The sequence below is a fragment of the Stenotrophomonas sp. YJH_SMC_17 genome (assembly GCF_059371655.1).
Map to the genome: position 1 here is coordinate 172221 of NZ_JCAFUU010000003.1, position 19669 is coordinate 191889.

General features: G+C 67.8%; 17 protein-coding genes. 7 read left to right on the forward strand and 10 right to left on the reverse strand.

Features of this window, described 5'->3' with window-relative positions:
- Nucleotides 1-54 precede the first annotated feature (54 nt).
- Nucleotides 55-264, forward strand: a complete 210-nt coding sequence (locus AC5P8Z_RS10515; protein WP_286070178.1) for a (2Fe-2S)-binding protein — start codon at nt 55-57, stop codon at nt 262-264.
- A 138-nt stretch (nt 265-402) separates the two neighbouring features.
- A complete protein-coding gene (gene bfr, locus AC5P8Z_RS10520) occupies nt 403-873 on the forward strand; it encodes a bacterioferritin (protein ID WP_005419804.1) in 471 nt (156 codons plus the stop codon).
- A gap of 1 nt (nt 874) precedes the next feature.
- Here bfr and AC5P8Z_RS10525 read toward each other — a convergent pair whose 3' ends face one another.
- The 3 genes from AC5P8Z_RS10525 to AC5P8Z_RS10535 are packed head-to-tail and all read right to left on the reverse strand — an operon-like array spanning nt 875 to nt 5671.
- Complete coding sequence (locus AC5P8Z_RS10525) at nt 875-3121, reverse strand: hybrid sensor histidine kinase/response regulator (RefSeq protein WP_295567268.1); 2247 nt, start codon at nt 3119-3121, stop codon at nt 875-877.
- Between the two features lies 1 nt (nt 3122).
- On the reverse strand, nt 3123-5009 hold the full coding sequence (locus tag AC5P8Z_RS10530; RefSeq protein ID WP_295567266.1) for an EAL domain-containing protein: 1887 nt from the start codon (nt 5007-5009) through the stop codon (nt 3123-3125).
- 44 nt (nt 5010-5053) lie between these two features.
- A complete protein-coding gene (locus AC5P8Z_RS10535) occupies nt 5054-5671 on the reverse strand; it encodes a DUF4126 domain-containing protein (protein WP_106550932.1) in 618 nt (205 codons plus the stop codon).
- Between the two features lie 179 nt (nt 5672-5850).
- Between AC5P8Z_RS10535 and AC5P8Z_RS10540 the strand changes: the two genes are divergently transcribed.
- The 5 genes from AC5P8Z_RS10540 (at nt 5851) to ampE (ending at nt 9534) form a co-directional block, all read left to right on the forward strand.
- A complete protein-coding gene (locus tag AC5P8Z_RS10540) occupies nt 5851-6594 on the forward strand; it encodes a DUF6776 family protein (RefSeq protein ID WP_019336613.1) in 744 nt (247 codons plus the stop codon).
- Nucleotides 6595-6598: 4 nt separating this feature from the next.
- A complete protein-coding gene (locus AC5P8Z_RS10545) occupies nt 6599-7063 on the forward strand; it encodes a bactofilin family protein (protein ID WP_286070175.1) in 465 nt (154 codons plus the stop codon).
- A gap of 31 nt (nt 7064-7094) precedes the next feature.
- Entirely contained in the window at nt 7095-7487 is a 393-nt protein-coding gene (erpA, locus tag AC5P8Z_RS10550) for an iron-sulfur cluster insertion protein ErpA (RefSeq protein WP_005411302.1), read from the forward strand.
- Between the two features lie 119 nt (nt 7488-7606).
- Nucleotides 7607-8512: an NAD(+) diphosphatase gene (nudC, locus tag AC5P8Z_RS10555; RefSeq protein ID WP_286070172.1), complete on the forward strand. Its 906-nt coding sequence runs from the start codon at nt 7607-7609 to the stop codon at nt 8510-8512.
- A gap of 134 nt (nt 8513-8646) precedes the next feature.
- Entirely contained in the window at nt 8647-9534 is an 888-nt protein-coding gene (gene ampE / locus AC5P8Z_RS10560) for a regulatory signaling modulator protein AmpE (RefSeq protein WP_495229004.1), read from the forward strand.
- 522 nt (nt 9535-10056) lie between these two features.
- Here ampE and AC5P8Z_RS10565 read toward each other — a convergent pair.
- From AC5P8Z_RS10565 to AC5P8Z_RS10595, 7 genes are all read right to left on the reverse strand, one after another.
- Nucleotides 10057-10482 (reverse strand): DUF2752 domain-containing protein, encoded by a 426-nt coding sequence (locus AC5P8Z_RS10565; RefSeq protein ID WP_286070169.1) that lies wholly within the window; start codon nt 10480-10482, stop codon nt 10057-10059.
- A gap of 43 nt (nt 10483-10525) precedes the next feature.
- Nucleotides 10526-10804, reverse strand: coding sequence for a CD225/dispanin family protein (locus AC5P8Z_RS10570; RefSeq protein WP_019661492.1), 279 nt, complete (start codon nt 10802-10804; stop codon nt 10526-10528).
- A 34-nt stretch (nt 10805-10838) separates the two neighbouring features.
- Nucleotides 10839-11126 carry a CD225/dispanin family protein gene (locus tag AC5P8Z_RS10575; protein ID WP_005419784.1) on the reverse strand — a complete coding sequence of 96 codons (288 nt, stop codon included), beginning with the start codon at nt 11124-11126 and terminating at the stop codon, nt 10839-10841.
- Between the two features lie 181 nt (nt 11127-11307).
- Entirely contained in the window at nt 11308-13197 is a 1890-nt protein-coding gene (locus tag AC5P8Z_RS10580; RefSeq protein WP_495229005.1) for an MFS transporter, read from the reverse strand.
- 98 nt (nt 13198-13295) lie between these two features.
- A complete protein-coding gene (locus AC5P8Z_RS10585) occupies nt 13296-14090 on the reverse strand; it encodes an SDR family NAD(P)-dependent oxidoreductase (RefSeq protein ID WP_286070164.1) in 795 nt (264 codons plus the stop codon).
- Between the two features lie 118 nt (nt 14091-14208).
- Nucleotides 14209-16386 carry a YccS family putative transporter gene (gene yccS, locus AC5P8Z_RS10590; RefSeq protein WP_495229006.1) on the reverse strand — a complete coding sequence of 726 codons (2178 nt, stop codon included), beginning with the start codon at nt 16384-16386 and terminating at the stop codon, nt 14209-14211.
- A 152-nt stretch (nt 16387-16538) separates the two neighbouring features.
- Nucleotides 16539-19661, reverse strand: a complete 3123-nt coding sequence (locus tag AC5P8Z_RS10595) for an efflux RND transporter permease subunit (protein ID WP_295567252.1) — start codon at nt 19659-19661, stop codon at nt 16539-16541.
- Nucleotides 19662-19669: the final 8 nt, after the last annotated feature.

The following is a 19669-nucleotide window of genomic DNA, read 5'->3' on the forward strand; positions in this document are numbered from 1 at the left end:
TTCCATTGGAATACCCAACAGGCCGCTTCTGGCCTGTCAGCCCGGTTCCCGCCTGTGTACGTCTGCATCTGCAACGGAGTCACCGACCACCAGATCCGCGAAGCCGCCAGACATGGCGTCAGCACGGTGGCCGAACTGACCATGCGTACCGGCTGTGGCGCCACCTGCGGTTCCTGCCTGGAAATGGCCGGCGATCTGCTGGCCAAGGCACGTGCCACCCACGATCTGCCCCTGCCGGTACTCGGCCTGGCCCAGGTCGCCTGATCTTTTTCGCGGCGCGTTGACGCCGCTTCCTCGTCCTTCACTGCTGGCCGCACTGGCCAATGCGCACGATTCGCGTTCCTTCACGGCTGCACGCAAGGCGCTAAAGTGCCTGCGTTTTCAGCGTGCAGGAGCATCCCCATGAAGGGCGACACCAAGGTCATCGAATTCCTCAACAAGGTCCTCTACAACGAGCTGACCGCGATCAACCAGTACTTCCTGCACGCCAAGATGCTGAAGAACTGGGGCATCAAGGAACTGGCCGAACACGAGTACAAGGAATCGATAGACGAGATGAAGCATGCCGACATGCTCGCCGACCGCATCCTGTTCCTCGAAGGCCTGCCGAATTTCCAGGCGCTGGGCAAGCTGCGCATCGGTGAAAACCCGACCGAGATCCTGCAGTGCGACCTGTCGCTGGAACGGGATGGCGTGGTCACCCTGCGCGAGGCCGTGGCCTATTCCGATTCGGTCGGTGACTACGTCAGCCGCCAGCTGTTCGTGAAGATCCTCGATTCGGAAGAAGAGCACATCGACTGGCTGGAAACCCAGCTGGACCTGATCGAGCGCATCGGCGAACCGAAGTACCTGCTGAGCAAGCTGGAAGAGTAATTCAGTCCACCTGGCCGGCGCGATGCTGTGCCAGGTAGCCCGTCAGCGCCACGCGCGCGCGGGCGAATTCGGCCACCAGCAGCGCCACCGCCACTGCGGGGCGCGGCAGGTGGCCGCTGCGGGCTTCGAGTTCGATGCGCCGCGCCACCGCCGACAACGACAACGCCCCCACGTTCGCGCTGGAAGATTTCAGGCTGTGTGCGACCGACTGCAGGCGCTCAGCGTCGCCAGCCTGTGCTGCCTGCTGCAGCTGCTGCACCAGCGCCGGCGCGTCGTCCAGGAACACCGTGATGATCTGGATGACGGCCTCGCCGATCACCGCATGCAGTTCGTCCAGCACGTCGCGGTCCAGCACCGGTTGCGGTGGTAGCGCCACCTGCTTCTCCGGGGTCTGTAGCGCCGAGCCATGCTCGGCGGATGGAGTGTGACTGTAGTTGGCTGTCAGCCGAGCATGGCTCGGCTCTAGAGTCGGCTCTAGAGACGGTTGCCCGGGTGATGCAGCTTTCCCGCCCCCCCAGCGCTGCAGCAGCGCATGCAGGGTGGCACGTGCGATCGGCTTGGACAGGTAGTCGTCCATGCCGGCCTGCAGGCAGCGCTCGCGGTCACCGGCCATGGCATTGGCGGTCATCGCGATGATCGGCAGGCGTGGCCGCCGGTTCTCCACTTCCTCGGCGCGCCAGCGGCGGGTAGCGGCATAGCCGTCCAGCACCGGCATCTGGCAGTCCATCAGCACGACATCCACGCCCCCTTCGCGAAGGGCGACCAATGCCTGCTCGCCATCGGCGGCGTTGCGGACCTCGCACTGGAACACGCGCAGCAGCTGCTCGGCCACCATGCGGTTGACCGTGTTGTCCTCCACCAGCAGCACCCGCAGGTGCAACGGCGGCGGCAGGGGCGTCGGCTGCCCCGGTTCGGCATTGGCCAGCAGCGCGGCAGGGCGTGCATGCGCGACCGGTGCCGCCAGCAGTGCGTGCAGCGCAGCATCGTCGAAATGCGCGGGCAGCTGCCGCTGGCGCGGGCGCGCTGGAGGTGCATCGTCCTGCAGCCACAGCACCTGCAGCGCGTCATCCTCGCCACGCTCGGCCAACGCCTGTTGCAAGGTCGCTTCACCGACGCGGCGCGCACGTGCATCGACCAGCAGCCAGGCCGGTGCCGGCTGGCCTGGCCGTGGCGTCGCGCGCAGGCGCTCGACCACGGCGTCGAACTGCGCCATGGCGTGCACCAGCAGCCCATGATGGGCCGCGATGCGCTCGATGCGTGCCTGCAGGATCGCATCGCTGCTGAACAGCAGCAGCGAGGCCGGCGTGCGCGCCATGGCCGGCAGGTCGCCGGGCACCTTCAACAAGGGGATCTCGAACCAGAACGTGGCGCCCTGGCCAGGCGTGGACTGCACGCCGATGCGCCCGTGCATCAGGTCGATGATGCGCTTGCAGATCGCCAGCCCCAGGCCGGTGCCACCGTAGATGCGGGTGGTGGAGGCATCGGCCTGGCTGAAGGACTGGAACAGGCGCGCCTGCAGTGCTTCGTCGATGCCGATGCCGGTGTCGATGACCTCGAAGCGCAGCTGGTGCTGTGCCGCACCTTCGCCCAGGCGCTGCACGCGCAGCTGCACCTGGCCGCGCGCGGTGAACTTGATCGCGTTGGCCAGCAGGTTGCTCAGCACCTGGCGCAGTCGTACCGGGTCGCCACGCACCGGCAGGCGTACCGACGGGTCCAGCTGCAGTCCCAGCGACAGGCCCTTGGCGTCGGCGGCACGCTGCATCAGCTGCACCACGCCATCAAGCAGATCGCGCAGGTTGAAGCTGGTGATCTCCAGTTCCAGTGCCTGCGCTTCCAGCCGCGAGTAGTCGAGGATGTCATCGACGATGCGCAGCAGCTGCTGCGAGCTGGCCGAGGCAGTGGCCAGCATCTGCCGCTGGTCCTCGCCCAGCGGGCCGCGCGCGATCAGTTCCAGCATCGGCAGGATGCCGTTGAGCGGCGTGCGGATCTCGTGGCTCATCGTGGCCAGGAACTCGCCCTTGGCCAGCACTGCTGCCTCGGCGGCCTGCTTGGCCTGCAGCAGCTGCTGTTCCAGCTGCCCCTGACGCTCCGTGGTGTGGCGCAGCTGGTCCCGTTCGCTGGCCAACGCGCTGCACTCACGCTGCAGCAGGGCCAGTGCACGGTTGCCTGCGCGCAGGCGCAGGCCCATCAGCAGCAACGCGATGGCGGCTGCGGCAAGGGCCGCCAGCAGCACGACCCACAGCGGCACGTCAGAGCACCGCGTTGTGGAAGTCGAAGTTCAGGTCGCTGCCGGCCGACTGCACCATGTTGCCCTGGATGTAGTCGACACCGCCCACCCACATCGCGGCGGCGGCCTGCGGATCTTCGATCTGCTGGCCGATGATCTGCTGACCAGCCGCATGTGCCCGTTCAATCGCCCGGCGCAGCTCCTCGCGCGTGGCCGGATTGGAATGGCTGCTGGAGAAGCGCGCGGCCATGCGTACGAATGACAACGGCAGCTGGGTCAGCAGGGCATCGGCTTCGCCACCGGGCTCGAACTGGCTCAGGCAGAAGCGCACACCGGCCCCTGCCATGCGCTGGCAGAACTGCTGCAGCGGCACGGCGTGGATCAGTGCGTCGGGCAGGCGCACGTCGATCACCAGCGCGCTGCCGGGCAGGTCGCGCTGCTGCAGTGATTCCAGCAGCCAGTCGGCGAAGGCATCGCGCTGCAGCGTGCGCAGCGACTGCGAGACGAACAGGTTCAGCGGCTGTGTCGCGTGCCGGTACAGGTCCAGCAGGCCCAATGCGTGGTCCATGACCTGCTGGTCGAGATCGGCAATGCGCCCGGCGGCTTCCGCGGCCGGAATCACCTGGCCGGCCGCCAGCAGGGTGCCGTCGGCCTGGCGAAGGCGCAGCAGCAGCTGGTACTGCGCGGTGTTGCCGCCGGCGACGGCGACGATCGGCTGGTAGGCCAGTTCCAGCTGGCCTTCCAGCAGCGCGAGGTGTTCCTGCTCGCTGACCACGTCACGGTGTACGTGGCCGGCCACGCCGGCACTCAGCAGGCGTGCCTGCAGGGTGGTGCGCTCCACCGCTTCCAGGGCGCTGTTGGCATCGTCGAAGCCGGACGACAGCGGCGCGTAGCCGACCACGCCGCGCAGGTGCACCGATTCATCATCGCGGATCACGAAGGCGCGCGAGGACAGCTGCTCGCGCAGGGCCGCCGCGATGCCTTCCAGGCTGTCCTCGTCGGCATCGCGCGCCAGCAGCAGGAAACTGTTGTCGTTCAGGCGTGCCAGCAGGTGCGGATGGCCGGCTTCGGCCAGGCGCTGCCCGGCCTGCACCATCAGGCGCTCGAAGGCGGCATAGCCGTAGCGCTCGCGCAGGCCCAGTGCGCTGGAGATCTCGACGAACAGCACGCCGCCCTGGTCGCGGTGGGCGAGCGCGGCGTTGAGCTGCTGCAGCACGTGATGCCGTGTCGGTAGCCCGGTTTCCGGATTGCTGGTGGCCGGGGTGCTGGAAACGCCGGGCAGGGTTGCGGCCTGCGCGCGCGCGCGGCGGATGCGGTTGGCCACGGCGGCAATCAGGTGGCGTGGCCGGATCGGCTTGCTCAGGTAATCGTCGGCGCCACTGTCGAGCACCTCGAACTGGCGCTCCGGGTCCGGGTCGCCGCTGAGGAACACGATCGGCAGCAGCTGCAGGCCGGGCTGCTGGCGGATCAGCGCGGTCAGGCGCATGCCATCCAGGCCGGGCAGGTGCAGGTCCATCAGGATCAGGTCGGGGCGGTGTTCCCTGATGGCCTGCAAGGCAGCATCGGCATCGCTGTGCACGATCGCCTGCATGCCGGCGCCGTGCAGCACGCTCTGCGCGAACAGCGCCTGGGCGCGATCATCCTCGACGATCAGCACGCGGTACGGCGAATCGGACGGCGCCGGTGCCGGATCATTGCTGCCGGTCTCGGCCAGCACGGAAGGGCCGGGCACCGGCGGCGGTGCGCTGCCGATTCCTGCGGGGGCATCGATGGCGGCCAGCGGCGCGGCTGCCACCGGTGCTGCCGTGGACGGGTCCGCCACGCTGGGGCTCCAGCGTTGCCAATGATCGGCCGGAGGGGTTTCAGCGCGTCCCGGGCGGGCGCCCGCGGGGGATTCGTTTGCGGCCATCGGTGCTCCTGGTGTTCGCGTCCATTATGCGACAAGCCCGGCGATCAACCGGTGCCGGGCTGGCGTGGACTGTCGGGCGACGCCGTGCGTGCCAGCCAGCGCACGCCTTTCCACAGGGCGCGCCAGACCAGCCACACCAGCAATGCGCCGGCCAGGCTGCAGGCCAGCACCACGATCAGTGCGATCCACGGGTGTGCCAGGGCCAGGGCCAGGCCACCGATCACCACGGTGTCTTCGGCGGCGGAGGCCACCCAGTTGCTGGCCGGTTCCGGCGACGTGTTGAGCAGGGCACGGGTGCCGGCTTTCAAGCCATGGCTGGCCAGCGCAACACCCGCACCGGCGGCGAGTGCACCGGTGCCGAGCTGGCCATCCGGCGACAGTGTGGCCGCGGCGAGGAAAGCACCTGCAGGCACGCGTGCCAGGGTCTGCACCAGATCCCAGGCCGAGTCCACGCCGGGGATCTTGTCGGCGAAGAATTCGGTCACCGCCAGTGCCGCAGACGTACCCAGCACCCACCACGATTCGGTGGCCTGCAGGGCGGGGGGCAGGTCGACCCAGCCGAGCAGGCCGGCCAGACCGACACCGAATACGGTGAGGTAGACGCGGATGCCGGCCAGCCAGGCCAGCAGGATGCCGATCACGAACAGGTGGGCTTCGGTCATGGCGGTGCTCCGGCGACGGAACTGTGCAGGGGGCCACACTATCGGCGATGGCGTGCCTGAACGCCACAGACCGTGGCCGGCCAGTGCGCAGGAAACCTGCCCGTCCTGTCATACACTAGCCCGTCGTTTGCCACAGGGGCCGTACCGGTGTCGCCCTCGCGATGCCCCGGAATCCACCCATGACCAACCGTCCTCCCATGCGCGTGCAGGTCCGCCTGCCGGGCGCGCCACAACCGCCGGCCGACCGCCGCCGCCTGCTGGTGATCGGCGGCATCTGGCTGCTCAGCCTGGTGCTGGCGGTGCTCGGTGGCTGCTGGATGGCCACCCCGCGCGATGCCCAGGGCCAGCGCCTGCAGGCCGCCGAGAAGCGTGCCGAGACGCTGCAGGCGCAGCTGACCGAACTGCGCCAGAAGCAGGCCACGCTGGAAGCTTCCGATCGCATCAGCCGCGCCGCCAATACCGAGGTGCAGTCCTCGCTGGCCGAGCGCGACGAGGAAATTGCCGGCCTGCGCGCCGACGTGGCCTTCTACGAGCGCCTGGTCGGTTCAACCAGCCAGCGCAAGGGCCTGAACACCCATTCGATCGAGTTCAGCCCGGAAGCGGCCGGCACCTGGCAGTACACCGCAGTGCTGACCCAGAACCTCAACCGCGGTGCCATCAGCCAGGGGCAGATGCGTTTCACCGTGGAAGGCGTGAAGAACGGCAAGCTGGCGACGATCAGCTGGGATGATCTGCACCAGCGCAGCAAGGTGCCGGGACAGGATTACTCGTTCCGGTACTTCCAGCAGCTCACCGGCAGCGTGATGCTGCCGGCTGACTTCACCCCGCAACGCGTGCGGGTGACATTGGGGAGTGGTACGGGGGGTACCACCCAGGTATTCGACTGGAAACAGGCCGGTGCGCCGGCCGCCAAAGGGGAGTAGGCAGATGTTCGGAAGCAGCAAATCCAACCGTGACGGCCAGCTGGTGGTGGATGCCTTGATCGGCAACCAGGTGGTGATCCGCGGCGATGTGGAATTCAGTGGTGGGCTGTATGTGGAAGGCCGCATCCACGGCAAGGTGATCGCCGCCGAAGGTGCCAGTGGCGCGACCCTGACGGTCGCCGAGCATGGCGTGATCGAGGGCGAGATCCGCGCCCAGGTGGTGGTCATCAGTGGCCGCCTGGACGGCGACGTGCATGCCACCGAGAAGGTCGAGCTGACCCCGAGCGCGCGGGTCAACGGCAACGTCCATTACCAGGTGGTGGAAATGAATGCGGGCGCCCAGCTGAACGGTCGCCTGATCCACGCCAGCGCCCCGATGGCAGCACTGCCAGCCCCGGACGGCGATGAGGCCAATGCCGGCAAGGGCGACACCGCCGCGCGCCGCAAGCTGGCCGAGGCGATGGCTTGAAAGCCATCGTCGGCGCCCCCATGCTGACGGCATGAGCACGCTAGTCTCCCTGCCCGGCGCCACCCCGGCCGCCGCGCCCGATTACCAGTCGCTGGAGCGCCCGCTGAACTTCACCGAGTCGGCGGCCGCCAAGGTCAAATCCCTGATCCAGGAAGAGGGCAACCCCGACCTGGCCCTGCGTGTGTACATCGAAGGCGGCGGCTGTTCGGGCTTCCAGTACGGGTTCGAGTTCGACGAGAACCGTGCCGAGGACGACCTGGCGGTACAGACCAGCGGGGTGACCCTGCTGGTCGACCCGCTGAGCCTGCAGTACCTGATGGGCGCCGAGGTGGACTACACCGAGAGTCTGACCGGTGCGCAGTTCGTGATCCGCAACCCGAACGCCAAGACCACCTGCGGCTGCGGCAGCAGCTTCAGCATGTAGGCAGGGCGCAGGGCCTGCGTCCCGCGCTACAAGGTGTGTGGAGCAGGCTCCACACCCACAGACAGTTTCCGCAAAGCCTGCGGCTTGCCACCCGCATCGATTGGCGGCACGCTTGCCGGATGCCCAATACTCCTTCGCCGCTTTCCGGTTTCGCCTTCGTCGGCGAACCGCTGGAGCGCGCCGATGCCCTGCGCGAAGATGCCGATGCACTGGCGCGCCTGTGGCCGGGCGCGCGCATTCTCGTGCTCGATCAGGACGGCAGCGCCTTCACCGGCGATGACGATCAGCCGCTGGCGCTGACCGGCGCCGACATCGGTGGTGGCCCGGGTGCCGCGATCTTCCTTGGCCTGCGCGGGGAGCAGGCGTGGTTCTCGGTCGAAGCCACCAACGTCACCGTCACCGCATCCCGCCGCCTCGACCTGCGCCAGGCCGCGCTGCTCTGGACGATGGCCGACGCGACCGCCTTCAGCTACGCCCGTGGCATGTCCTACTGGCACTCCCGCACCCGCTTCTGCGGCGTGTGTGGGGGCGCGGTGGCCTTCGCCCGGGGTGGCTTCGTGGGCCGTTGTGCGCAGTGCTCCACCGAACACTATCCGCGCGTGGACCCGGCGGTGATCGTGGCGGTGGAGAACCAGGGCCGGCTGCTGCTCGGCCGCCAGTCGAACTGGGCACCGCGCCGCTATTCGGTGCTGGCCGGGTTTGTCGAGCCGGGCGAGACCTTCGAGCAGACCGTGGTGCGGGAAGTCCACGAAGAGAGCAAGGTGCGGGTGACCGCCTGCCAGTACCTCGGTTCGCAGCCATGGCCGTTCCCCGGTGCGCTGATGGTCGGCTTCCGTGCACAGGCGCAGGACGACCTGCCGACCGTGGATGGCGAACTGGAAGATGCACGCTGGTTCAGTGCCGAAGAGGTGGGGGCAGCGCTGGCGCGTGATGTGGAGGACGACGGCCAGGGCATCCGCCTGTCACCGCCGATCTCGATTTCGCGCAGCCTGATCGAACACTGGTACCGGCAGCAGAAGGGCTGAGCCGGGGTGGCCATGGCGCCTGTATTGCCGCCACCTGAACACGGCCCGGGTTACAGTCCGGTTCACCGCTGAGGGGGGCGCTGCGACAGGTAAGGTAGCGACGCCGAGCGATCTGTTTCGTAGGGAGACCCGCCATGTTCACCACTCTGGCCGCCGTGCTGGTTGCACTGGCCCTGGGCCATGTCGCTCCGGCCGCTGCTGCCTCGCTGCGCCGTTTCGACGGCTTCCGGCGCTGGTTGGGCTGGCTGGACGCGCGCGGGGGCAAGGTCTGGCAAGGCCCGGCAGGCGTGGCCCTGGCATTGCTGCCGCCGCTGCTGTTGATGGCGCTGCTGGCGTGGTTGCTGCGCGGCGTGCTGTTTGGCCTGCCGTCGCTGTTGCTGGGCGTGGCGGTGCTGGCCTGGTGCTGGGGCCCGCGTGACCTGGACCGAGATATCGAGGCCATCATCGATGCCGACGATGCAGCGACGCGGCAGGCTGCAGTGCGCAACCTGCAGTCGGCCGGCGGCAGCCTGCGCGCGGACATTCCGTCGCTGGTCGAGGCGACGGTGCTCAACGCACTGCGGCGCTGGTTCGCGGTGTTGTTCTGGTTCCTGTTGCTGGGCCCGGCCGGTGCGCTCGGTTACCGGCTGCTGGCGCTGATGGCGGAAAGCCCGATGCGTGCCCGTGTGCCGGTGGAGCCGTTGGCGCTGGCGCAGCGCCTGCTCGGTTGGGTTGAGTGGCCGGTGGCGCAGCTGATGGCGTTCTCGATGGCGCTGGTCGGCAATTTCGATACGGCGTGGAAGGCCTGGCGCCAGGCGCACGGCGAGCGTCTGGCGGGCAACATCGGGTTCCTGGGCGCGGTGGCGCGGGCCAGCGTCAACGCCGAACTGCGCGAGGACGCGCACGATTACACCGAGGCGGGGCTGTTGCCGGTGTGGCAGCGGCTGCCGGACCTGCGCGATGCGATGAGCCTGGTGTGGCGGATGCTGCTGCTGTGGCTGGCGATTCTCGCCCTGCTGGTGATTGCAGGCTGGGTGAGGTAGGTGTCTTGGCAGGGCTTGCAGCCCTGCACCTGCAGAAGCAACAGCAACAGCAACAGCAACAGCGGCTCTGGATTGCTTAGGGTTGGGCGGGGCGGTGTGGGGCTGCAGGACACGCCGTAAACCCATCCTTGGGGGCTCGATGGCGCCATCCATGGCGCCAACGGTCCTGCAGCCCCACACCGCCCCACCCCCGACAGTTTCCCGGTGACGGTGGGTCAACTGCGATTGCCGGTAGGTGTCGACCTTGGTCGACACGGTAGATCCACGCCGTGCGTGGATGCGGAGCGAAGCGATCCGCTTTCGCTTTTGATCTTCTTTTTCTGTTCCGTGGTGGACGCACACGGAAACTGTCCGTGGCCGGGCGGGATGGGGTTGCGGGGGTGTCCGCGGCATGGATGCCGCGGCCAAGCCTCCACGGACGGATTCACGGCGTCCCCCGCAACCCCATCCGGCCCGGCCAACCCCAAGGCTTCTGCCTTCAAACGCCGCCCACCACGAGGGGCTGCGCCGTTGGCTGGAATCCTAGATCGGTGCCAGCGCGGTAAACGGTGCCCACGGCAGGTTGCGCAGCAGCGCATACCCGGGCAGCACCCAGAGCCAGAACGTGGGATTGGCCAGTACCCGCATCAGTGGGTCGAGCACGCGTGGACGGATGCCGGCGATGTTCAGCAGCATCAACAACAGGAACGGCAGGCTGATGACCAGCAGCGGGTTCATCGCCATCGCACCTGGCAGGTCGAAGTGGACCAGGGAATACAGGCAGCGCGTGCTGCCACAGCCCGGGCAGTACAGGCCGGTCAGCGCGTACAGCGGGCAGCTCGGCAACGGATTGCCGGCGATATACGGGTTGACGTTGCGCAGCACCACCGTGGCACCCACGGCCAGGCCGGCGGAAACCAGCAGCGGCGCCCAGCGGGCGAGTCGGGAACGGGTGGGAAGCGCGGACATGCAACAACGGATCCGGCGCAGGCGCCGGATCCGTCCAGGCGTATCAGTAGCCGCTGTTGCTCATCGCGCCCATGCCGCCGAGCACAACGAAGAACAGCACGTACAGCACGACCACCACGGCCCAGGCGATGGCCGACCAGATGGCCCACTTCTTGGCCTTGGCGGCGGAGTCCTGGGCGCCGGCGATGTCGCCAGCAGCCAGCTTGCCGTTGACCTGCGCGGCGTAGACGATCGACACGATGCCGGCCGGCAGGCAGCAGAACAGGGTGGTCAGGATGGCCCAGACCAGATTGTTCGGGACCTGCGGAGTAGCGGTATTCATGGGTTCAAGCTCCTTGATGGGTGGTGGTGGTGAATCATTGGTCGGAAAGAGCGCCCAGTACGGCCAAGCCGCCGAACAGCCCGAACCACAACAGCAACAGGACCGGCAGGGCCACGGCCGAAGCCACTGCCCACCAGCCCGCCTTGCGCGACGCGCTGTAGGCTCCCGGCAGGTCGCCGGCCGCGCGGCGGCCATCGACCTGGGAGGCATAGACGATCGACACCACGCCCAGCGGCAGGCAGCAGAACAGCGTCGTCAGGATCGCCCAGACCAGATGGTTGGGGATGTAGACCGGACGGCTGAGCGGTGGTGGTTGATTCAAAGCAAGACTCCATTCCATGGTGGCCGGCCGTGATGCATCGGCCGAACCTCCCCCCTGTGGGTGCGTAATCTACCGCAACCCGCGTTGCATGTATGCGTTTACATGCACGACATGACGTGTTCTCCACTTGACGGTGGCGTATGCGGAGAGGTTGCCGGAACCGCCTCGTGGGCCGGTCCCGTCAGGCGTGATCGCCACGCAGGGCCCGGACCTGGGCTTCCAGCGACGGGGCGTTGGCCGAGTGTCCGTCCACGGCCGGTGCCGCCACCACCTCGACGGTGGCACGGAAACGGCGCGGCACGCGCATCCGGCCCAGGCGGCTGTCGCGCCGGCTCCACATGCTCGACCACATGCCGCGCAGCGCCATCGGCACCACCGGCACCGGGCGCCGTTCCAGGATCTTTTCGACGCCTGACTTGAACGGTGTCATCGCGCCATCCCTGGTCAGCGCGCCTTCCGGGAAGATGCAGACCAGCTCGCCTTCGGCCAGCGCGGCATCGATCTCATCGAACGCGCGCTGCATCAGCGCCAGGTCCTCGCGAGCACCGGCAATCGGGATCGCCTTGGCGGTGCGGAAGATCCAGCGCATCACCGGAATATTGAAGATCCTGTAATACATGACGAAGCGCACCGGGCGCGGGATCGTCGCCGACAGGATCAGTGCGTCCATGTAGCTGACATGGTTGCAGACCAGCAGCGCGGCGCCTTCGTCGGGCACGTTGGCTTCGATGCCGTGCGGGCGCAGCCGGTACAGCGTGCGCACCATCACCCAGCTGAGGAAGCGCATCAGGAATTCGGGGACGATGGTGAAGATGTAGATCGCCACCAGCGCATTGGCGATGGCCAGTGCCAGGAACTGCTGCGGAATGCTCCAGTGCAGCAGCTTGTGCGCGGCCAGCGACAGCAGTGCGGCAGCCACGATGAAGCCGGAATTCTGGATGTTCAGCGCCGCGAACACGCGCGACATCTGCGCTTTGGGCGTACGGCTCTGGATCAGCGCGAACAGCGGCACCACGAAGATGCCGGTGAACAGGCCGATGCCGATCAGGTCGATGACGATGCGGAGGCTGCCGGGCTGTTGCAGGAAGGTGCCGACGGTCAGCCCGTGCGCGGTCGCCTCGCCGCTGCGGGCGAAGTACAGGTCGAGCAGGAAGGCGGTCATGCCGAACGCGCCCAGCGGCACCAGCCCGATCTCCACCGTGCGTGCGGACAGCTTTTCGCACAGCAGCGAACCGACCCCGGTACCGACCGAGAACAGGGCGAGGGCGAAGATGTACAGGATCGGCTCGCCGCCGAGGTTGGTTACGGCGTAGGCCGGCAGCTGCGAGGTCAGCACGGTGCCGACGAACCAGAACCAGGACACGCCCAGGATCGAGTTGCGCACGGCCTTCTGTTGGCGCGCCATGCGCAGCACTGCCAGTGATTCGGGCAGCGGGTTCCAGTTGATCTTCAGCTCCGGGTCGCCGGCATCGACCTTGGGAATCAGCCGCGCGGCGATGTTGCCGCAGATGGCCAGCGCGATGATCGCGCACGCTGCCACCACGGTGCCGTGGCTGCCCGCGACGGTGAACACCAGGCCGCCGACGATCATGCCGGAGAGGATCGACATCGAGGTGCCCATCTCGACCAGGCCGTTGCCACCGGTCAGTTCTTCGGGCTTGAGCACCGACGGCAGCACCGAATACTTCACCGGGCCGAACAGTGTCGATTGCATGCCGGTGCAGAACAGGGCAACCAGCAGCACCGGCAGGCTCTGGGTGAGGAAGCCGGTGGCCGCCAGCGACATGATCACGATCTCCATGGTGGTGGTGATCACGATCAGCCGCGATTTCTCCAGTTTGTCGGCGATCTGCCCAGCCAGGGCCGAGAACAGGAAGTACGGCAGGATGAAGATGGCCGGCGCCAGCGTAGCGTACAGCCCGAGTTCTTCCTCCGGCACGGCCATGAACAGCAGCATGCTGATGATCGCCTGCCGGTACACGTTGTCGTTGAACGCACCCAGCGCCTGGACCACGAAGAACGGCAGGAAACGGCGCTGGCGCAGCAGGGCGAACTGGTTGTGACCGGACATGGAGCCTCCTTGACCGGCGCAGCCTAGCATTCCTGCCTATCCGCTGTGAGCGCGGACCTGTGGGTGCGGACCGTTGGTCCGCACACCTGCCGGCGGACTCAGACGATGTCGTCGACCACGCCGCCATCCACGCGGAGTGCCGCGCCGGAGGTCGCCGAGGCCTGCGGCGACGACAGGTACACCACCATGTTGGCCACTTCCTCGACCGTGGCGGTGCGCTGGATCACCGAAGACGGCCGGTGTGCCATTACGAACTCGCGGCCGATCTGCTCCAGCGGCTTGCCGCTGCGCTGGCGTTCATCTTCGAACATTGCCGCGAAGCCATCGGACAGGGTCGGGCCGGGCAGCACCGCATTGACGGTGACACCACTGCCGGCCACGCGCTTGGCCAGGCCGCGCGACAGCGACAGCTGCGCGGTCTTGCTGACCCCGTAATGGATCATGTCGGCCGGGATGTTGCGTGCCGATTCGGAGGAGATGAACAACACACGGCCCCAACCGGCCGCCACCATCGCCGGCAGCAGCGCACGCGACAGGCGCACGCCGGACATCACGTTGGTCTGCCAGTAGCGCTCCCAGGTGGCGTCTTCGGTCTCGAAGAAGTCCTCGGGACCGAAGATGCCGGCGTTACTGACGAGGATGTCGACCTTGGGCAGGCCGGCCAGCAGGGTATCGACGCCGGCGGCATCGGAGAGGTCGGCGGCGACGCCGGTCACCTCGGCACCCGGAACGGCGGCGAGCAGGCGTTGGCGGGCGCGTTCGACGCTGCCGGTGCTGCGGCCATTGAGAATGACCCGCGCGCCTGCTGCGGCAAGGCCCTCGGCGATGGCCAGCCCGATGCCGGCGGTGGAAGCGGTGACCAGCGCGGTGCGGCCGGCAAGATCGATCTTCATGGGGGAATCCGTGAGCAGCGGATCACCCAGTATCCTCGCGGCTGCGTGATCAAGCTGCAGCGCCAGGCGCAACGCGCTGTTGCACACGATGCACCGGGCCATGCCCGGCGGCACGCTGTCACGTGAGCGTACGCACCGCCTCATTCGCCGCCGCCCGCACCTTCGGCAGCAACCGCAGCACAAGCGCCATCTGCGTGCGGATCAGCTGCAGCTTCGGCGGCATCGCTTCATCGATCTGTTCCAGCTCGGCGGCCACCGCGCGATCGGCGTCGTTGTCATCTTCCGCGACCGGCTGGCGTGCGGCCAGGGCCGTGGCCAGCTGCTGAAGCGCCTTGCGCACGCGATCACCGGCCGCCAATGCCAGCGGATCACCGGCGTAGCTGTCCACCTGGTCGCGGTGCGCACCCAATGCCGAGAGATGGCCCAGCAGGGTGTTGGACAGGGCCAGGAAGTGGAAGCCTGCATCCAGGTTGCGGCGGACATGGCCGGGTTCGCGCAGCATGTTCGACAGTGCGGTGGACAGCGCGGCGTCAGCGTTGTGCATGTCGCGGCGGGCGATGCGATAGGCCAGGTCATCACGCATGCCGCTGCGGTACTGGCCCAGCACCGAATCGAGGTAGCGCGCCGCGGTGTCCAGCACGCGCGCCAGCACGAGGTGCAGCTGGCGGCCCTGCCAGTCGGGCAGGATCAGGAACGCGGCGGCGGCGGCGATCGCACAGCCCAGCAACGTATCGACCATGCGCGGCACGATCAGCACGAAGCCATCGCCGATCAGGTTGAAGCAGGTCAGGGCCATCACGGTGATCGCTGCCGACGCCACGAGGTAGCGGTCGGTGCGGGTGAAGAAGAACAGCAGTGCCGACAGCAGCGCGATCAGCAGCTGCACGTGCAGCTGCGGGAACAGCTGCAGCAGCGCCCAGGTGAGCACGAGGCCGGCCACGGTGCCGACGATGCGCTGTGCCAGGCGCTGGCGGGTGGCACCGAAGTTGGGCCGGCACACGAACACGATGGTCAGCAGCACCCATGAACCGTTCTGCGCATTGAACAGGCGGATTGCCGCGAAACCGGCGATGAGCGCCAAGGCCATGCGCAGGCCGTGGCGGAACAGCACCGAGCCGGGCGTGAGCTGCTGGCGCAGGCGCACGCCCATTTCGCGCAGGGTGTGCGGGTTGCTGTCGCGCAGGCGGGTATCGACGTTGTCCAGGCTGGCCTCGGAACGCTCGGCGTCCAGCAGGCGGCGTTCGATGCTGCGCAGGTTGTGCACCAGCAGGTCCAGCGAGCCGAGCAGGCGTTGCCACTGCGGGCGCTGCTGGTCGCGCAGGTAGGCCAGCGCATCGCCCAGGTCGCGGCCGGCCTGCTGGTTGCTTTCGCCATACACGAACGGACGGCGCAGGCGGATCGCCTCGCCCAGCCGCGCGCAGGCCTGGCCCTGCAGGTCGAGCAGGCGCTGGCAGCGGTACAGCACGTCACTGTGGAAGAAGGCGTCGACCAGGGCGCCATACGGGTAGTGCGAGGAGCTGGCGCGCTCGTGGAAATCCTGCGCCATGTAATACAGGCGCAGGTACAGGCCGGAATTCACGCCGGGCCGGCCGGAACGGCCGAAGCGGGCCAGGATCGCCGTCTTGGCCTCGTTCAACGCGCCGACCACGCGCCGGTTCTGCTCGGCCAGATCGAGCTGGCGGCGTTGCAGGTCGGCCTCGCGCACCGGCTCGAACAGGGCAGCCTTCAGTTGCAGGTAGCGCCCGAGTTCCTGATACAGGCGCGCCACGCGCTCGCGCACTGGCCGGTTGGCGAACAGCGCCGTCCACAGGATCGACAGCAGGCCGTACCAGATCGCGCCGGCCAGCAGGTGGCTGACCGCGTCCAGCGCAGTGCGCAGGTCACTTGCACCATGCTGCTCCAGGCCGATCATGGTGTAGATCGCCAGCGTGACCGTGGCCTGGGCGATGGAGGCATAGCGCTCGCCGAGCGCGCCCAGCAGGGTCAGGCCGAAGGTGGACAGCGCCAGCGCGCCGATGAAGATCCATGGCCACGGGAACAGCCAGATCACCGACGCCGCGGCAATGCAGAAACACAGCAGCGACAGCGCCACGGCCTTGGTCCGGCCCCACCAGTTGTCGTCGGTTTCGGCGATGGCACTGGCGATGATGCCGAGGAACACGCCGGGCAGCGCCGTGAGCGCGTCCAGATGCCAGCACACGGCAAGCGCCGCCGTCAGGGCGATGAACACCCGCAGGCCATAACTGGCCTTCTCGTGGGCCCACAGGCGGCTGAGGCGGGATTGACAGGCGGACATGCAGGCTCGGTGGAAGGGTCGAGCTCCATTATTGCGGGGCGCGCGTGAAATATGGAGTGCGGACCGTCGGTCCGCACCCACCATCCGCATCCGCCGGGCATGGCCCGGCGCTACCGTTTCAGTCGATCCGCGCCATGCGCGGATGGGCCCTTCTACGCCCGCTGCGCGCGCTTTAGCAGCTTTGCTTCGCGCTTGCGTGCGCGACGTGCCCGCCAGCGTTCGGCCAGGCAGGAGAAGATCACGTACAGCGCCGGCGTGCTGAGCAGCGTCAGGCTCTGCGAGAACAGCAGGCCACCGATCATCGCGATGCCCAGCGGGCGCCGCAGCTCGGAGCCTTCGCCGAGGCCGATCGCCAGCGGCACCGCTGCCAGGATCGCCACCATCGTGGTCATCATGATCGGGCGGAAGCGCACGATGCTGGCCTCACGGGCAGCATCGCGCGGCGCCAGCCCGTGCTCGCGCTGCGCCACCAGCGCGAAGTCGATCATCATGATCGCGTTCTTCTTGACGATGCCGATCAACAGCACAAGCGCGATCATCGAGATCACCGACAGCTCGGTGTTGGTGCCGAACAGGGCCAGCAGCGCGCCCACACCCGCCGCCGGCAGCGTGGACAGGATGGTGACCGGGTGGATCAGGCTCTCGTAGAGCATGCCCAGCACCAGGTAGACAGTCAGGATCGCCGCCAGCACCAGGATCAGCATGTCGCTGGGGTCGGAGTTGAAGCCGAAGCCCGCATCGTCGGCCAGGCGGATGTCACCGGGCATGCGCATGCCGGCCACGGTGGCATCGATGATCGCCTTGGCCTCACCCATGCTCACGTTGGGAGCCAGGTTGTAGCTCAGGTCCATCGTCGTGTACTGGTTTTCATGGGTGATCTGCGACGGCGCCAGGCCGGGCACCTGGGTCGCCACCGCGGTGATCGGCACCATGTCGCCGTTGCGTGCACGCACGTACACCTCGTTCAGCGCCGCCGGGGTGGCGGTCTGCGAGGGCAGGGCGTTGACCACCACGCTGTACTGGTTGATATCCGAGTAGATGGTGGAAATCTGGCGCTGGCCGAACGCACCGTACAGCGCGCCGTCGATGGCGCCGACGGTGATGCCCAGCCGCGCGGCCTTGGCGCGATCGATCTGGATGTTCTGCCGCAGGCCGGCGTTGTCCACGTCGGTGCCGACGTCGCGCAGCTTCGGGTTCTTCTTCAGTTCCGCCTGCAGCTTGGGCAGCCATTCCTGCAGTGCGGCCAGATCGTTGCCCTGCAGCGAGATGCGGTACTGCGCGCCCTGGCTGGAACCGCCGCCATCGTTGCTGGGCAGGTCCTGGATCGCACGCAGGCGCAGCTGCAGGTCCGGGTAACGATCGGCCTTGGCGCTCAACCGTGCCAGCGCATGCGCGGTGGTTTCGCGACGGCCGTCGCTGCGCGACTTCAGCTCGATGTTGAACTGTGCGCTGGAGCCCTGGCGGCCACTGCCCAGGCGCACGCCCACGGTCTTCACCGCCGGATCGGCCATCAGCATGTCGGTGATGCGACGCTGGCGGGCGACCATGTCTTCGAAGGACACGGTGGCGCTGGAGTTGGCGCGGCCCCAGATCAGCCCGGTGTCCTGCGGCGGGAATGCGCCCTTCTTCACCGCGCCGAACAGGAACACGGTCACGCCGATCAGGATCAGCGGGGTCAGCGACATCAGCAGCGCGTGGCGCAGCGAGAAGTCGAGGAACACCGTGTAGACGCGCAGCATGCGTTCGTGGCCGGCATCGAGCCAGCGGCCGAAGCGCGACGGCGGCGCGGTGTGGTCATGGGCGCTGAGGAAGCGGCTGCACAGCGCCGGTGTCAGCGTCAGCGAGACGATCATCGACACCACGATCGCCGCCACCAGGGTGACGGTGAATTCGCGGAAGAACGCGCCCATCATGCCGCTGGCGAACAGCAGCGGGATGAACACCGCCACCAGCGAGGCGGTGATCGAGACGATGGTGAAGCCGATCTCGCGCGCACCGGTCAGTGCCGCCTGCATGCGCGGCATGCCCTCGTCGAGGTGGCGCATGATGTTCTCGATCACCACGATCGCATCGTCGACCACAAAACCAATCGCGATCACCAGCGCCAGCAGGCTCAGGTTGTTCAGCGTGAAGCCCATCACGTACATCACCAGCGCGGCACCGGCCAGCGACAGCGGCACGGTCACCGCGGCGATCAGCGTCGGTGCCAGCCGGCGCAGGAACAGCGCCATGGTCAGCACCACCATCGCCAGGCTGATCAGCAGAGTGATCTGCACCTCATGCAGCGACGAGCGGATGGTCGGCGTACGGTCGAAGTACGGCGTCATCGTGGTGCCGGGCTGCAGGTAGTCGCGCAGGGTCGGGATCTGCGCCTTGACCCGGTCCACGGTCTCCACGATGTTGGCGCCGGCACGGGTGAACACGTACATCACCACCGCCGGCTTGTGGTCGAACCACGCCGCCTGGTAGGCGTCCTGCTGGCCGTCGTAGACGTTGGCGATGTCCTTCAGGCGGATCACCCGGCCGTCACCCTGGGTCTTGACCACCAGGTCGGCGAAGTCGGCGGCGCGCGCCACCGAGTCGTTGGCGATGATCGCGGTGGTGGTATTGCCATCGCTGAGGAAGCCGGTGGGCGAGGTCACGTTGGCCGCGCGCACGGCGTTGCGCAGGTCGTCGGCGGTCAAGCCGAGCGCGTTCATCAGGCGCAGGTTGACGTCCACGCGTACCGCCGGCGTCGACGCACCGGCGATGTCGACCGAGGCGACGCCGCTGATCTGGCGGATGCGCTGCGCCAGCAGTGAGTCGGCCACGTTGTACAGCTCGTCGGCCGACTGCGTCTGCGAGGTCAGCGCGATGGCGATGACCGGGTCGTCGTTCGGATTCGCCTTCTGGTACATCGGCGAGCCCATGCCCGAAGGCAGGTCGGCCTGCGCCGAGTTGATCGCGGTCTGCACGTCCAGCGCGGCCGAATCGATGTTGTGGCCGCTCTGGAAGATCATGAACACCAGCGAGCTGCCTTCCGAGCTCGACGAGCGCATGCGGTCGATGCCCGGCAGCTGGCCGAGGTGGCGTTCCAGCGGCGCGGTGACCGTGGAGGCCATGGTCGCCGCATCGGCGCCGGACTGGCTGGCGTGCACGAAGATCACCGGGATCTCGATGTTCGGCAGCGCCGACACGCCCAGCCGCAGGTAGCAGATCAGTCCGACCATGAACAGGCCGATGGCCAGCAGCGCGGTGCCGATCGGGCGGCGGATGAAGGGGCCGGACAGGTTCATCGTGCGGC

Excerpts from the sequence above, each read along its gene's own strand:
- yccS (WP_495229006.1), bottom strand. The coding sequence starts at position 16,386 with ATGTCCGCCTGTCAATCCCGCCTCAGCCGCCTGTGGGCCCACGAGAAG.
- AC5P8Z_RS10530 (WP_295567266.1), bottom strand. The coding sequence starts at position 5,009 with ATGGCCGCAAACGAATCCCCCGCGGGCGCCCGCCCGGGACGCGCTGAA.
- AC5P8Z_RS10585 (WP_286070164.1), bottom strand. The coding sequence starts at position 14,090 with ATGAAGATCGATCTTGCCGGCCGCACCGCGCTGGTCACCGCTTCCACC.
- AC5P8Z_RS10580 (WP_495229005.1), bottom strand. The coding sequence starts at position 13,197 with ATGTCCGGTCACAACCAGTTCGCCCTGCTGCGCCAGCGCCGTTTCCTG.
- AC5P8Z_RS10540 (WP_019336613.1), top strand. The coding sequence starts at position 5,851 with ATGACCAACCGTCCTCCCATGCGCGTGCAGGTCCGCCTGCCGGGCGCG.
- bfr (WP_005419804.1), top strand. The coding sequence starts at position 403 with ATGAAGGGCGACACCAAGGTCATCGAATTCCTCAACAAGGTCCTCTAC.
- AC5P8Z_RS10595 (WP_295567252.1), bottom strand. The coding sequence starts at position 19,661 with ATGAACCTGTCCGGCCCCTTCATCCGCCGCCCGATCGGCACCGCGCTG.
- erpA (WP_005411302.1), top strand. The coding sequence starts at position 7,095 with ATGAGCACGCTAGTCTCCCTGCCCGGCGCCACCCCGGCCGCCGCGCCC.
- AC5P8Z_RS10570 (WP_019661492.1), bottom strand. The coding sequence starts at position 10,804 with ATGAATACCGCTACTCCGCAGGTCCCGAACAATCTGGTCTGGGCCATC.
- AC5P8Z_RS10545 (WP_286070175.1), top strand. The coding sequence starts at position 6,599 with ATGTTCGGAAGCAGCAAATCCAACCGTGACGGCCAGCTGGTGGTGGAT.
- nudC (WP_286070172.1), top strand. The coding sequence starts at position 7,607 with ATGCCCAATACTCCTTCGCCGCTTTCCGGTTTCGCCTTCGTCGGCGAA.
- AC5P8Z_RS10535 (WP_106550932.1), bottom strand. The coding sequence starts at position 5,671 with ATGACCGAAGCCCACCTGTTCGTGATCGGCATCCTGCTGGCCTGGCTG.
- ampE (WP_495229004.1), top strand. The coding sequence starts at position 8,647 with ATGTTCACCACTCTGGCCGCCGTGCTGGTTGCACTGGCCCTGGGCCAT.
- AC5P8Z_RS10565 (WP_286070169.1), bottom strand. The coding sequence starts at position 10,482 with ATGTCCGCGCTTCCCACCCGTTCCCGACTCGCCCGCTGGGCGCCGCTG.